We start from the raw sequence: 13,303 nt of genomic DNA, 5'->3' as shown, positions 1-13,303 counted from the left end.
GGATGAACGAACCTACTCTGCTGCCTGGACCGCAACCTGCGCCACGTCGGCTGCCGGCTTTGCGGGCTTGTACGTTGCGTAGAGCGCAAGACCGGTGAAGACGAAACCGCCGACGAGATTGCCGAGCGTCACGGGAATCTGATTCCACAGCCACCAGTCCGAGAGGCTGACCTTGGCGCCGAGCAGCATGCCGGTCGGGATGACGAACATGTTGACGACGGCGTGCTCGAAGCCGAGCGCGAAGAACAGGAAGATCGGCAGCCACGTCGCCGCGATCTTGCCGACCGTCGAGGTCGAGGTCATCGCCATCACGACGCCGAGGCAAACCAGCCAGTTGCAGAGGATGGCCTTGACGAACACGGAGACCATGCCGGCCGTGCCGATCGCGGCATTGCCGATCGTCTTCGCCTCGGCCACCGCAACGATGCGCGCCGCGACACCGGCCACTTCGACCTTGCCCATGTTGGTGAGCGAGATCGCGATCAAGACTCCGAAGGCGAGACTGCCGAGCAGATTGGCGACGAAGACCCAGGACCAGTTGGCGATCACCGCGTTCCAGGTCGCCTTGCCCTCGAGGCGCGCGAGCGGAACGATGGCGAAGCTGCCGGTGACGAGCTCGAGCCCGAGCAGGACGATCATCACGAGGCTGACCGGAAAGATCAGCGCGCCGACGAGGGGCTGACCGGTCGTGAGGGCGCCGGTAAAGGCGAGCGTGGTGGCAGCCCCCAACAGTGCCCCCGAGATCGCGCCCCGGATCATGATGTCGCGCGGGGCGAGTGCCAGCTTCTTCAGGCTGGCATCGACCATCGAGGCCACGACGTCGGAGGGTTTTGCGTAATCCATATCGAAGCTCCAGCTTGCCGCGCACGGCGGCCGACAACGGGTTGAAACGGCGTTGATCGCTGGGAGCACGATTGCAGGCGCACGCGGCCTAACCGGAACCCTGGGCGATCCGATCAGCCTCGTTGCTGCGGAAATCCATCATGGATTTGGGGCCGCCGGCGCCCACGCCGGGCGGCTCACATCCTCCTATTCAAGGAGTGTGCCAACGCAGCAAATATCCAAAACTCGCGCGGATTCAGCTATTTAGATTTGTGTGCAGCGCATGAAGTGGATCAACATTCATGCCGCTTCGGGCAGCACTAGCTCAAAAATTAAGCTTCGAATCAAAATGCTTAATATTTGAGCAGCCCCTAGCGGGCGCGCCGGGCGACGTCGAACGAGGCGAGATAGCCGGCAACATCCCGGGGGTCGAAGGCGGGACCGGCAAACGCGCCGATCGCCCCGTCCGGCTCCTCCGCGGTACCCCTGTGCCCCACGGCGGCGTCATAGAGATCGGGCCGGAACACACCCATGGCCGCCACGAGCGCCTCCGGGTTCAGCGCAGCCTGGCCCCAACGCACCATCTGGGCATAGAGCCAGGCAGCCTGAGCCGGATCGGGCCGCCCTGCCCCTTCGCGCCCGACCAGGAGGTAGCGACCGCTTTCGCGCAGCGAACCGTCAACGGATATCTTGAGCCGCCCATCGAGGGTGCGCTGGATCACTTCGGCATCGACGCCGATACGCTCCGGCTGCGCCAGGATCCGCGCGGCCTCGATCCGGTTCTCCGAATGCTCGATGAACGCGGCTGCCTTGACGGCGGCGCGCACCAGAGCGGCAACCGTTTCGGTGTTCTTCTCGGCCCAGGCCTGGCGGACCGCCAGCACCTTCTCCGCGGCGCGCACGAGGATGTCGGAGACGAAATGCAGGATATGGCCGATGCCGAGATCGACCGCGACCGAGTTCCAGGGCGCCCCAACGCAGAATGCATCGACATGGCCGTTGGCGAGGCTGTCGACCATGTAGGGCGGCGGCAGCACCACCAGGCGCACATCTTCGTCAGGATCGACGCCGGCCGCCGCCATCCAGAACCGTAGCTGGTAATTGTGGGTCGAGAACGGAAAGGTCATGCCGAAGGTCAAGGGCTCGGCGCCCGCCTTGCGGCGCTTGGCGACCACCCGCGCCAGCGCCTTCGCCGTGGCAAGCGGATCGAAGCGGTCGCCGTCGATCTCCGCCATCAGCGCGGCGTGGAGCGCCGGCGAGACCGTGATCGCATTGCCGTTGATGCCGAGGTTGAAGGGGGCTGCGATCGGCACCTTGACGTGGCCGAGCCCGAGCGAGGACGCGATCGCGACCGGCGCGAGCAGATGCGCGGCGTCGAACAGGCCGATATTGAGCTTGTCGCGGACGTTGGACCAGGAGACCTCGCGCACCAGCTCGACCTCGAGCCCTTCGGCGGCGGCGAACCCCTTGTCGACGGCGACGATCAGCGCTGCGGCATCGACCAGCGGGATGAAGCCTATGCGGAGGGTAGCGGTCATTTCAGCATCTCCGACGCGGTGATGATCGACTGGGCGATCTCGCCGATCTTCTTCTTCTCGCGCATGGCGGTGGAGCGCAGCAGCACATAGGCCTCGTCCTCGGTAAGGCCCTTGACCTTCATCAGGATGCCCTTGGCACGCTCGATGATCTTGCGGTCCTCGAGCTGCGACTTGGTTCGCTCCAGCTCCTCTTGAAGTTTCGCAAACGCGTTGAAGCGGGACACGCAGAGATCGAGGATCGGCTTGATCCTCTCCTTCTTCAACCCATCGACGATGTAGGCGGACACGCCCGCCTCGACGGAGGCCTGGATCGAGGCCGAATCGCTCTGGTCGACGAACATGGCGATCGGCCGCCGCACGGCGCGGCTGACCTGGAACATCTGTTCCAAAACGTCGCGGCTGGGGTTTTCCAGATCGATCAGGATGATATCGGGATCGACGGCGTAGATGCGCGCGAGCAGGCTCTGCATCTCGCGGATATGGACGACCTCGGTGAAGCCCGCCTCCCGCAAGCCTTCCTCGAGGATCGCGGCCCGGATCGGGCTTTCGTCGACAATGACAATTTTTGGCGACTGTTCGGCGCTCATCGCTCAACTCACCCACCCCGCGACGCATCCATAGCACGCCGGAGCCTCATGCAAAGGGTTGAAATTGTGGGCAATTAGGACTAGCTGCAAGCGGTCAATCAGGCAGATTTAGGTATGGATCAGACGGCTGCGCCCAAGGTCAGCTTCGTGTCGCTCGGGTGCCCCAAGGCATTGGTGGATTCCGAGCGCATCATCACGCGGCTGCGCGCCGAGGGCTACGAGCTCGCGCGCAAGCACGACGGGGCAGACCTCGTCATCGTTAACACCTGTGGCTTCCTCGACAGCGCCAAGCAGGAATCGCTCTCGGCGATCGGCGAGGCCATGGCCGAGAACGGCAAGGTGATCGTGACCGGCTGCATGGGCGCAGAACCCGAGCAGATCGAGCAGGCCTATCCCGGCGTGCTGTCGATATCCGGCCCGCAGCAGTATGAGAGCGTGCTCGATGCCGTGCATCGCGCGCTGCCGCCGGCGCATAACCCGCATCTCGACCTGGTGCCGCCGCAGGGCATCAAGCTGACGCCGCGCCACTACGCCTATTTGAAGATCTCCGAAGGCTGCAACAACCGCTGCACCTTCTGCATCATTCCGAAGCTGCGCGGCGATCTCGTCTCGCGGCCGGCCAACGACGTGCTGCGCGAGGCCGAGCGGCTGGTCGGCGCCGGCGTCAAGGAGCTCCTGGTCATCTCGCAGGATACTTCGGCGTACGGCGTCGATCTGAAATATGCCGAGAGCCCGTGGAAGGATCGCGCGGTGCGCGCCAGATTCCTCGACCTTGCGCGCGAGCTCGGCGAGCTCGGCGCCTGGGTCCGGCTGCAATATGTCTACCCCTACCCGCATGTCGACGAGGTCATCGCGCTGATGACCGAGGGCAAGGTACTGCCCTATCTCGACATCCCCTTCCAGCATGCGAGCCCGGAGGTGCTGAAGGCGATGAAGCGGCCGGCAGCGCAGGACAAGACGCTGGCGCGGATCAAGCGCTGGCGCGAGGAATGCCCTGATCTCGCACTACGCTCGACCTTCATCGTCGGCTTCCCCGGCGAGACCGATTCCGATTTCGCTTATCTGCTCGACTGGCTCGATGAGGCCGAGATCGATCGCGTCGGCTGCTTCAAATACGAGCCGGTCGCGGGCGCGACCTCGAATGCGCTTCCCGGCGCCGTGCCGGATGAGGTGAAGCAGGAGCGCTACAACGCGCTGATGGCGCGGCAGCAGAAGATCTCCGCGCGCCGGCTGAAGCGCAAGGTCGGCACCCGCCAGCAGGTGATTATCGACGAGGTTGGCCCGACCGTTGCTAAGGGCCGCTCCAAGTCGGATGCACCGGAGATCGACGGTGCGGTCTATCTGTCGAGCCGCCGCCCCCTGCGCGTCGGCGAGATCGTCACCGCCAAGATCGAGCGTGCGGACGCATACGATCTGCACGGCAGCGTCGCGGGATTCTGATCTCGCTGCGTCAGATCAGCCATTTCGGCACCCAGCGTTCCGGCCGCGGTGCCCGGGCGAGATCCGCCTTTGCTCCAGACAGCTCCGCCGGCTCGCCGTCGATGGTCGGCCGCACATCGTATTCGAAGCTCGGCATGACGCGGCCGTCGGCATAGAGCTCGAAGCTCATCGCATACCACAACCCCAGCTCGGGCTGCTTCCGCCGCATCTCCTCGCGCAAGTCGCGCAGGAGAGATTCGATCGATGCAGCCTCCTCGAACGGCTGCGGGCCGCGCGACAGAACGCGCGCCTGATATTGCGCGCCGACGATCGCGATCTCGAACCGTGTCCTGTCGCAGGCGTTCTTGCTCTTCGGCAGGTGCGCCGCAAGCCGCCAGCCGAGCTCGGCCATCATCCGGTGATTGGCCCAATAGTCCTCGCGATCGCGGCTCCATTTCTCGACGAAGCCGCGGAAATCTGGCAGCTCCGAGGACGGCTCCGCAGGCGGGGCCGGCTGCTCGCCAGGCGAGCGTCCCGCCAGCCACCGCGCGAGCTCGATCGTCTGGCATTCGACTTCCTCGTCCGGCATCAGATCGTGCCAGGCGTTTTCAAACGCATGCGACGTCAGCCGCCCCAGCAGGCCGTCGAGTGTCGGCGCGAGAACTGCATAGTCGCCCTCCGAACCGAGTCCGACGATGGGCGGATTGTCCCGGTCGAGACCGGCGCCGTACCAGCCGCCGACGGCGGAGCCGTCCGGCAAGCGCATGAACAATGCGAACCTGTCGCGCAGCGGACTGCCATCGAAGATCGGTGCCTGATCGGAGAACTGACCTTGCAGCGAGAAGCAGCCGACGCTGCCCCAGGGGCGCCCCTTGAGCCAATTGGCGAAATCGAGCAGCAGTGGCGGCGCCTCGATGCCCGGCGGAAACGCGCCGCGAATGCTGTCGAGGTCGATCGGGTAAGGCGTATTGGGCAAAGCTAAAACTGTCTGGTTGGTCCCGCGCCCCTTTTGGTCTGATTCGTCGCGCCTCCGGTTCGAACCAAACGGAGTCTGTCGATCACAAACGCGCTAGGGGCCCGATGGTTTCTATGCGGGATGAGTGATCGATATCCGGCGCGGCCTGTGCGAAGCCGCGACCGGGCGGTCGCTTTTGCCGTTGGTCGCGCCGGTGCTCGGAACGGCACCGCCTTGACAAACCCTGCCATTCGGCTGTATGGCCGCGCCCCATGATCAATTCTCGGACCAACCGCCGCGCAGCTTTCCGTCGTCGCACCCGCGACGATGATGGGTTGCGCCATGTCCGACGACGCCGCTGAAGCACTGACATCAGCCGAGTTTTCGAGAAGGCCGCACCCGCAAAGTGCGGCCTTCTTGCTTTTCGCGCGCCTTTTTCACCCGCCTCCAGAGGAGTTCGACATGACCAACGCCACCCATCCGTATGACGCGCTGATGGACATCACCGCACGGCCCAAGGCCGTGTTCGTCCGCGGCGCGGGCTCTTACCTCTGGGACGACAGCCGCAAGCGCTATCTCGATTTCGTGCAGGGCTGGGCCGTCAACAGCCTCGGTCACTCGCCGCCCGTGATTGCCGAGGCGCTTGCCGCGCAGGCCAAGCGGCTCTTGACGCCGAGCCCGGCGTTCTACAACGAGCCGAGCCTCAAGCTCGCGCAGGCGCTGGTCGAAAACAGCGTCTTCGACCAGGTGTTCTTCGCCAATTCCGGCGCGGAGGCCAATGAGGGTGCGATCAAGCTCGCGCGCAAATATGGCAGCCTACACAAGGGCGGCGCCTTCGAGATCATCAGCTTCGAAGGCGGCTTTCACGGCCGCACGCTGGCGACGATGTCGGCATCGGGCAAGAAGGCTTTCGAGCCGCTGTTCGAACCGAAGGTCGCCGGTTTCAAGAAAGCGAGGCTGAACGACATCGCCTCCGTCGAGAGGCTGATCAACGACAACACCGTCGCCGTGATGCTGGAGCCGATCCAGGGCGAATCCGGCGTGTGGCCGGCGACCGATCAATTCCTGCAAGAGCTGCGCGCGCTCACCGCCGCGCATGGCCTGTTGCTGATCTTCGACGAGATCCAGACCGGCATGGGCCGGACCGGAAAGCTCTTCGACTACGAGCACGCCGCGATCGCGCCCGACATCATGACGCTCGGCAAGGGTATCGGCGGCGGCGTGCCGCTCGCGGCGCTGCTCGCGACCGAACGCGCGTCCTGTTTCGAGCATGGTGACCAGGGCGGCACGTTCAACGGCAACCCGATCATGTGCGCAGCCGGGCTCGCCGTGCTGGAGCAGGTCAGCAAGCCCGCCTTCCTGAAGTCGGTCGCGGACACTGGCCTCCTGCTCGAGAGCGAGTTGCAGAAGATCTCGGCCCGGCACGGCCTTGGCGGCGTGCGTGGCCGCGGCCTCCTGCTGGCGCTCGACCTCAAGCTGCCGATCGCGCCCGCGATCGTGGCACAGGCGTTCGAAGCAGGCGTGCTCCTGAATGCACCGCAGCTCGACGCACTGCGCTTCATGCCGGCGCTCAACGTCACGCGGCAGGAGATCGCCGAGATGATCGATTGCCTGGACGGGATCCTCACCAAGGCCGGCGCGGCACGGCGGGTGGCGTAGCTCTGCACACTCACGTCATTCCGGGGCGGTCTGCAGGACCGAACCCGGAATGACGGTTACCTACGGCTTCAAGATCGACGCGCCGGTCGTGGCCCGGCTTTCCAGATCGATATGCGCCTTCGCTGCATCCTTCAGCGCATAGGCATGGTTGATCGGCACGTGCAGCTTGCCGCTGATGACAGCGGCAAACAGGGTGTCGGCGCCTTCCAGCAGCTCCGAGCGCTTGCCGATGTAGTCGTTGAGCTTCGGCCGGGTCGCAAACAGCGAGCCGTGACTGTTGAGTTCGGCGATCGCGAAGGGAGGCACCGGGCCCGAAGCATTGCCGAACGAGACGAACATGCCGCGCGGCTTCAGGCAGGCGAGCGAGCCCGGGAATGTCGCCTTGCCGACGCCGTCATAGACGACGTCGCAGCCTTCGTTGCGGCTGATCTGCTTCACACGCGCGACGAAATCTTCTTCGTTGTAGAGGATGACGTGGTCGCAGCCATTCGCCGCCGCGAGCTCGGCCTTGGCGCGCGAGCCGACCGTGCCGATGACATGCGCCCCCATCGCCCGCGCCCATTGGCAGGCGAGCAGGCCGATGCCGCCGGCCGCGGCATGGATCAGCACGCGATGATGCTGCTCGACCTTGAAGGTCTTGTGCAGGAGATACCAGACCGTCAACCCCTTCAGCATCAGCACGGCGCCCTGCTCGTAGGTGATGTGATCGGGCAGCTTGACCAGCCGCTCCCAAGGCATATTCCGTTCGCCAGTATAGGCGCCGAGATTGTGGTAGTAGGCGACGCGATCGCCGGGATGGAAATGCGTCACGCCGGGTCCGACCGCGACGACCTCGCCTGCAGCCTCGTTGCCGGCGACGAAGGGAAGCTCCGGCGCCTTGTAGAGCCCGGTGCGATAATAGACGTCGATGAAGTTCAGCCCGACCGCGTGCTGGCGGATGCGCACCTCGCCGCGGTCCGGCGCCGGCACGTCGACGCTCTCATAGACCAGGGCCTCGGGACCTCCGACCTTGTGCACCCGGACGGCTTTGGTCATCACATGGCCTCCCTCGCTCCCCGCCCCGCTTCGCTCTACAAGCGAAAGGCATCGCGCCTGCGTTGTCAACTCGACGCCGGATAGAACGCCTACAGCGGCGATTGGCGGGCCTTCTTGCGGTTGCGCTTCGCCAGAACGTTGAAGAACTCCACCGCCGCCGAGAACGCAATTGCGAAATAGATGTAGCCGCGCGGAATGTGAAACTTGAATCCATCCGCCACCAGCGCGACGCCGATCAGCACCAGGAACGCAAGCGCCAGCATCTTGGTGGTCGGATGCTCTGCGACGAATCGCGCCACCGGCCCCGACGAGATGTACATGATCAGGCAGGCGATCACGACGGCCGCGATCATGATCTCGATATCCTGCGCCATGCCGATCGCGGTGATGATCGAGTCCAGCGAGAACACCATGTCGATGACGATGATCTGAGCGATCACCAAGAAGAAGGCGCTGCGGCCGGATCCATTCCCGTCGCCCGCCTCGTCGGCCTCGACCTCGCCGTGAATCTCGTGCGTGGCCTTGGCGATCAGGAACAGGCCGCCGCCGATCAGGATGATGTCGCGCCAGGAAAACGCACTGCCCTTCACGGTAAAAACCGGCTCGGTCAACCCGATCAACCAGACCAGCGCGCTCAGCAGGATGATGCGGAACACCAGCGCCAGCCCCAGACCGATCTGACGCGCGCGGTTGGCCTGCTTTTCCGGAATGCGCGAGACGATGACGGAGATGAAGATGACGTTGTCGATGCCGAGCACGATCTCGAGCGAGGTCAGCGTCAAGAGCGCGGCCCAGGCTTCGGGGCTGGTCAACAGATGCATCATGCGAATGATTTTACGAGCCGGATCAGTGCGTCGCTGAAGGTGATCCAGAGCGCGATCGCGCACAGCGCGACGGTGACGACGGGACCGACGCGGAAATCCATCTCCAGGGTGTAAAGCCCGAGCAGCGCCCAGAGCACGATCAGCGACATCGTCAGCCAGCGCAGCCGCACGACGCGGACCGGATGCAGCACGTGGAAGGGAATGAATGTCAGCACGACCAGCGCCGCGACCAGCAGCGTCGACGCTACCGGCGGCCAGTGCAGCAGGAACAGGTAGAACGCCGCCGCGTTCCACAGCGCCGGGAAGCCGCGGAAATGATTGTCGTCGGCCTTCATGCGCAGATCGGCAAAATAAAGCGCGCTGGTGACGATGATGGCGATCCCCAGCAGTGGCGCTGCGACCGGCAGCAACAGACCGCTGGCGACGATCGCGTAGGCCGGCACGAACACATAGGTCACGAAGTCGCACACGAGATCGAGCACGTCGCCCGACCAGTTCGGCTGCACGTTCTTGACGTCGAGCCTGCGCGCGATCGGGCCGTCGATCGCGTCGACGATCAGCGCGGCACCCAGCCACTGAAACATCGCCGCCCAGTGCTCGCGCACCGCCTCCAGCATCGCCAGCAGCGCCAGCGCGGCGCCACATGCGGTGAAGATGTGCACCGAGAAGGCCGCGGCGCGGATCACCGGCGTGGGCTTCAGGGAATCCTCCTGGCTGTCCATGGCTTCTGCTATCAGAATGAGACCGGTTTGCACATCCGCCATTGCGGCGTTCGGCCGCGCAATTCGGCACAAAATCAGGGAAAATTTGCGGGCTTGAATTTGCCGCGGGGCATGTCATTTCTCCTTCATGATAGATGCATCGGTCTCTTTTGACGCGGCCGTTATCGGCGGCGGACCGGCCGGATTGGCGGCGGCGATCGCGCTGGCGGAGGCCGGTGTGCGAACCGCGCTGGTGGCGCGGCGCGCGCCCTATGCCGACAACCGTACCACCGCGCTGCTCGGCGCCTCCGTCGATCTGCTGGAGAGGCTCGGCGTCTGGCCGCGCTGCAAGGACAAGGCCGCCTCGCTCGAGGTCATGCGTCTCATCGATGACACCGGCCGGTTGATCCGCGCGCCGGAGGTCCGGTTCTCCTGTCACGAAATCGGGCTCGAGGCCTTCGGCTACAACATCGACAACCGCTCGCTGATGCTGGCGCTGGAAGAACGCGCGGCCGAGCTGCTCCAGCTCGTCCGTTTCGACGATGAAGCCGAGAGCGTGGTCATCGAGGCCGACGATGTCGCAATCCGCACGGCGTCCGCACGGTTTTTGACGGCACGGCTCGTGGTGGGCGCCGACGGCCGACATTCGCTGTGCCGCGAGGCCGCCGGCATTGCAGTCACGCGGCGCGACCTGACCCAGACCGCGCTGACCTTCAACGTCGCCCATGCCCGGCCGCACCGGAGCGTCTCGACCGAGTTCCACACCCCGCACGGCCCTTGCGTGTTCGTGCCCCTGCCCGGCAACCGTTCCAGCATCGTCTGGGTTGCGGCTCCCGCCGAGGCCGAGCGGCTTCGCGCGCTGACCGACGAGGAGCTGTCCATAGCGATCGAGAAGCAGTCGCATTCCATTCTGGGACGCATGACGGTCGAGCCCGGCCGCAACCTATTCCCGCTGGCGATCGAGCGGCCGAAATCATTCGCCCGCGACCGCATCGCGCTGGTCGGCGAGGCCGCGCATGTGGTCCCCCCGATCGGCGCCCAGGGCCTCAACCTTGGCCTCAGAGATGCCGCCGACATCGCCAAGGTCACGGGTGAGGCGGTTGCGGCCGGCCGCGATCCCGGCGCGCCCGAGGCGCTGGCGCGCTACGACTGGGCGCGGCGGCCGGACATCCTGAGCCGGACTTTCATGATCGACATTGCGAACCGCTCCCTGCTCAACGATTTCCTGCCGCTCCAGCCGGTCCGCGCCATGGGCATGCACCTGCTCGGCGCCATCGGCCCGCTGCGGCGTTTCGCCATGCGCGAGGGACTGACCCCCACCTGGTGGCGCTAGCCACCCGCTCACGGAAACGCCAGTCGCCCGGTCTGGATGAACCACATCACGCTCGTCAGCGTAACCACGGAGGCGAAGGTCCCGAGCAGCACCGCGACGGATGCGGATTCGATCCAGGCATCGTTCTGGCGCGCGATGACGAACACGTTCAGCGCCGGCGGCAGCGAGGCCATCAGTACGGCAGTCGCGGCCCAGGGCTGCGCGAACGGACCGAACGCCAGCATCAGCGCAAACGAAGCGAGCGGATGGACCAGCAGCTTGACCGCGATCACGCCCGGCACCTCCCAGGGCACGCGATCGAACGGACGTAGCGCCACAGTCACGCCGAGCACGAACAGCGCGGTCGGGGCTGCGGCGTTCTGGAGGAAGGTGATGGTGCGATCGAGCGCCACCGGCAGCTCGATATGGAGCGCCGCGACAGCGGCGCCGAAGCAGGCCGACATGATCAGGGGGTTGAGCACGATCTGCTTCAGCACCACGCCGAAGGCGTGCACAAGCGAAGGATGATCGCGATCGGAGAGCTCGATCAGCAGCGGCACGATCGTGAACAGGAAGATGCTGTCGCAGCAGAAGATCAGCGCGGTCGGCGCTGCCGCCTTCGTCCCGAGCACCGCGAGCGCCAGCCCCGGCCCCATATAGCCGATATTGCCGTAACCTCCGGAGAGTCCGGCAAGCGTCGCCTCGCGCAGCGACAGTCGGCCGAGGATCTTCCCGACGCTGAGCGCAATGGTGAACGCCGCGATGGTCGACAGCGTGGTCGCAACCAGGAACGGCGGGTTGTTGAGCTCCGAGAACGGCGTCTTCGACATGATCGCGAAGAGCAGCGCCGGCAGCGACACGTAGAGCAGGAAGAAGTTCATCCAGGCTAGTCCCGATTCCGGCAGGGACTTAGCCTTGCCGCAGGCAAAACCAACGAAGATCAGGCCGAAATAAGGAAGGGCCAGATTGAGGATATCGACCATTGATGAAGTGTTTTCTGAAGGCTTGGGGGCTATCTGCCCATTACCGGTGGGTTAATTCCGAATCTGGGCACTAGCATCGGCCACAATCCTGGTCTATCGACGGGGAATGATTAAAGCTCGGACTGCCAAGTTCCAGATCGGACAGGTCGTTCGCCACCGGATCTTCTCGTTCCGGGGCGTGATCTTTGATATCGATCCGGAATTCAACAACACCGAGGAGTGGTGGCTGTCGATCCCTGAGGAGGTGCGGCCCAGTAAGGACCAGCCGTTCTATCACCTGCTCGCGGAGAACGCTGAGTCGGAGTACGTCGCCTACGTCTCGGAGCAGAACTTGCTGCCGGATAACTCTGGCGAGCCGATCCGCCATTCCCAGGTGGCCGAAATCTTCATCAAGGACAAGACCGGCGGCTACCGCCCGCGCAATCCGTCGCTGAACTGAACTTCGCTCCGCACGCGGACCAGCAAAAAAGGCGCTCGAACCGAGCGCCTTTTTCATGTCCAGGCTTGAGCGGCCTGCTTACTTCTGCCCAGCCGGAGCCGCGCCGGAGGCCGCGCCCTGCTGCTCGAGCTTCTTGCGCTGCTCTTCAGCCTTCTTCTGCAGCTCTTCCTGAAGCTTCTTCTGGGTTTCCTCGAACTGCTTCGGGTCGGTCGGCGGGCCGTCATAGGCCTTGGCGAACTCGCCGGCCAGCGGCAGCGGCAGCGTCAGCGGCGCGCCGTTGGCGTTGATTGCCTGCACCACGAGGTTCTGCCCCTTCTTCATGTTGTTGATGAGGTCCGGGGTCGCCTCGTAGTCCGACATGCAGCCATTGGCGAAGCAGATCACGTACGGGCTCTGCAGCGGCGGATTGTTGTCCACGATGATGCGGGTGCCATGGACGAGCTGCATGCCGAGCGGCAGCGTCACGCGAAGGATCTTCTTGGGCTCGCCTTCGGGCTCGATGATCACGGCGGCGATGACCGGCTGGCCCGACTCGATGCGGCCGTCCTTGCCGGTGAAGCACACCTGCTTGGCGTTGGCGTCCTGGCCCTTGAGGCAGAATTTGGTCCACGGCGCGTAGATGAGCTGAATCTGCTGATCCGCCGGTTGGCCGTTCGGCTGGGCTGGAGCGCCCTGAGCTGGGGCCTGCTGGGCCTGAGGAGTTTGAGCCGGCGCGGGCGCCTTGGGGGCGGCCTTCGGCGCGGCTTTCGGCGCTGCCTTGGGTGCCGGCGCTGGAGCCTGGGCTTCTGCGGCGAACGGAACGACCAATGCCGTCGCCGTCAACAGGGCGAGAAGTCGCCCGCGCGGCCGGACGGACGCGGCCAAATAGCGGAAATTCATTGCGGAAAACCCTTTCTGAACGGGAATGGCCCGAGCCGCTCCGAAACACCGAACCAAGCCGCCTTGGGCGCGGCTGTCTCCCCGTCAATAGAGGCGGAAAAGTGACGGGTCCGGCGCTCTTGCGCGATTGCCCGCCTTCTTAACGTGGCG

Annotated in this window: 13 protein-coding genes; 4 read left to right on the top strand and 9 right to left on the bottom strand. The window is 64.9% G+C overall.

Annotated elements, in window-relative coordinates; translation table 11 throughout:
* Positions 1–12: 12 nt before the first annotated feature.
* From MTX21_RS05820 to MTX21_RS05810, 3 genes are all read right to left on the bottom strand, one after another.
* Positions 13–843 (bottom strand): formate/nitrite transporter family protein, encoded by an 831-nt coding sequence (locus MTX21_RS05820; RefSeq protein WP_280963867.1) that lies wholly within the window; start codon positions 841–843, stop codon positions 13–15.
* Between the two features lie 350 nt (positions 844–1,193).
* Positions 1,194–2,360: a CmpA/NrtA family ABC transporter substrate-binding protein gene (locus MTX21_RS05815; protein ID WP_280963866.1), complete on the bottom strand. Its 1,167-nt coding sequence runs from the start codon at positions 2,358–2,360 to the stop codon at positions 1,194–1,196.
* On the bottom strand, positions 2,357–2,947 hold the full coding sequence (locus tag MTX21_RS05810; protein WP_063699152.1) for an ANTAR domain-containing protein: 591 nt from the start codon (positions 2,945–2,947) through the stop codon (positions 2,357–2,359). The genes MTX21_RS05815 and MTX21_RS05810 overlap by 4 nt, the downstream gene beginning before the upstream one ends.
* A 114-nt stretch (positions 2,948–3,061) precedes the next feature.
* On the opposite strand from MTX21_RS05810, the gene rimO reads away from it, so the two are divergent.
* Positions 3,062–4,387, top strand: coding sequence for a 30S ribosomal protein S12 methylthiotransferase RimO (gene rimO / locus MTX21_RS05805; protein ID WP_280963865.1), 1,326 nt, complete (start codon positions 3,062–3,064; stop codon positions 4,385–4,387).
* Between the two features lie 10 nt (positions 4,388–4,397).
* On the opposite strand, the gene MTX21_RS05800 is transcribed toward rimO, so the two are convergent.
* Positions 4,398–5,342 carry a hypothetical protein gene (locus MTX21_RS05800; protein ID WP_280963864.1) on the bottom strand — a complete coding sequence of 315 codons (945 nt, stop codon included), beginning with the start codon at positions 5,340–5,342 and terminating at the stop codon, positions 4,398–4,400.
* Positions 5,343–5,783: 441 nt separating this feature from the next.
* Here MTX21_RS05800 and MTX21_RS05795 point away from each other — a divergent pair, with 441 nt between their 5' ends.
* Complete coding sequence (locus tag MTX21_RS05795; protein ID WP_280963863.1) at positions 5,784–6,980, top strand: acetylornithine transaminase; 1,197 nt, start codon at positions 5,784–5,786, stop codon at positions 6,978–6,980.
* A 60-nt stretch (positions 6,981–7,040) separates the two neighbouring features.
* On the opposite strand, the gene MTX21_RS05790 is transcribed toward MTX21_RS05795, so the two are convergent.
* The 3 genes from MTX21_RS05790 to pcsA all read right to left on the bottom strand — a co-directional run bounded on the left by MTX21_RS05790 (position 7,041) and on the right by pcsA (position 9,603).
* Positions 7,041–8,015, bottom strand: coding sequence for a quinone oxidoreductase (locus tag MTX21_RS05790; RefSeq protein WP_280963862.1), 975 nt, complete (start codon positions 8,013–8,015; stop codon positions 7,041–7,043).
* A gap of 89 nt (positions 8,016–8,104) precedes the next feature.
* A complete protein-coding gene (locus MTX21_RS05785) occupies positions 8,105–8,839 on the bottom strand; it encodes a TerC family protein (protein WP_280963861.1) in 735 nt (244 codons plus the stop codon).
* Positions 8,836–9,603 carry a phosphatidylcholine synthase gene (gene pcsA / locus MTX21_RS05780; RefSeq protein WP_280963860.1) on the bottom strand — a complete coding sequence of 256 codons (768 nt, stop codon included), beginning with the start codon at positions 9,601–9,603 and terminating at the stop codon, positions 8,836–8,838. Before pcsA ends, MTX21_RS05785 begins: the two co-directional genes overlap by 4 nt.
* Before the next feature lie 85 nt (positions 9,604–9,688).
* Here pcsA and MTX21_RS05775 point away from each other — a divergent pair, with 85 nt between their 5' ends.
* On the top strand, positions 9,689–10,873 hold the full coding sequence (locus MTX21_RS05775; protein ID WP_280963859.1) for a UbiH/UbiF family hydroxylase: 1,185 nt from the start codon (positions 9,689–9,691) through the stop codon (positions 10,871–10,873).
* 8 nt (positions 10,874–10,881) lie between these two features.
* On the opposite strand, the gene MTX21_RS05770 is transcribed toward MTX21_RS05775, so the two are convergent.
* Positions 10,882–11,835 (bottom strand): AEC family transporter, encoded by a 954-nt coding sequence (locus MTX21_RS05770; RefSeq protein ID WP_280963858.1) that lies wholly within the window; start codon positions 11,833–11,835, stop codon positions 10,882–10,884.
* A gap of 106 nt (positions 11,836–11,941) precedes the next feature.
* On the opposite strand from MTX21_RS05770, the gene hspQ reads away from it, so the two are divergent.
* Positions 11,942–12,274, top strand: a complete 333-nt coding sequence (gene hspQ / locus MTX21_RS05765; RefSeq protein WP_280963857.1) for a heat shock protein HspQ — start codon at positions 11,942–11,944, stop codon at positions 12,272–12,274.
* Between the two features lie 78 nt (positions 12,275–12,352).
* Here the strand turns inward: hspQ and MTX21_RS05760 are convergent, their stop codons facing one another.
* Positions 12,353–13,153, bottom strand: coding sequence for an invasion associated locus B family protein (locus MTX21_RS05760; protein ID WP_280963856.1), 801 nt, complete (start codon positions 13,151–13,153; stop codon positions 12,353–12,355).
* Between the last annotated feature and the right edge of the window lie 150 nt (positions 13,154–13,303).

This window comes from Bradyrhizobium sp. ISRA430, assembly GCF_029909975.1.
In the GTDB taxonomy this organism is placed as follows: Bacteria; Pseudomonadota; Alphaproteobacteria; order Rhizobiales; family Xanthobacteraceae; genus Bradyrhizobium.
The sequence above is the reverse complement of the archived record's forward strand: the minus strand, read 5'-3'. Positions and strand labels throughout refer to the sequence as shown.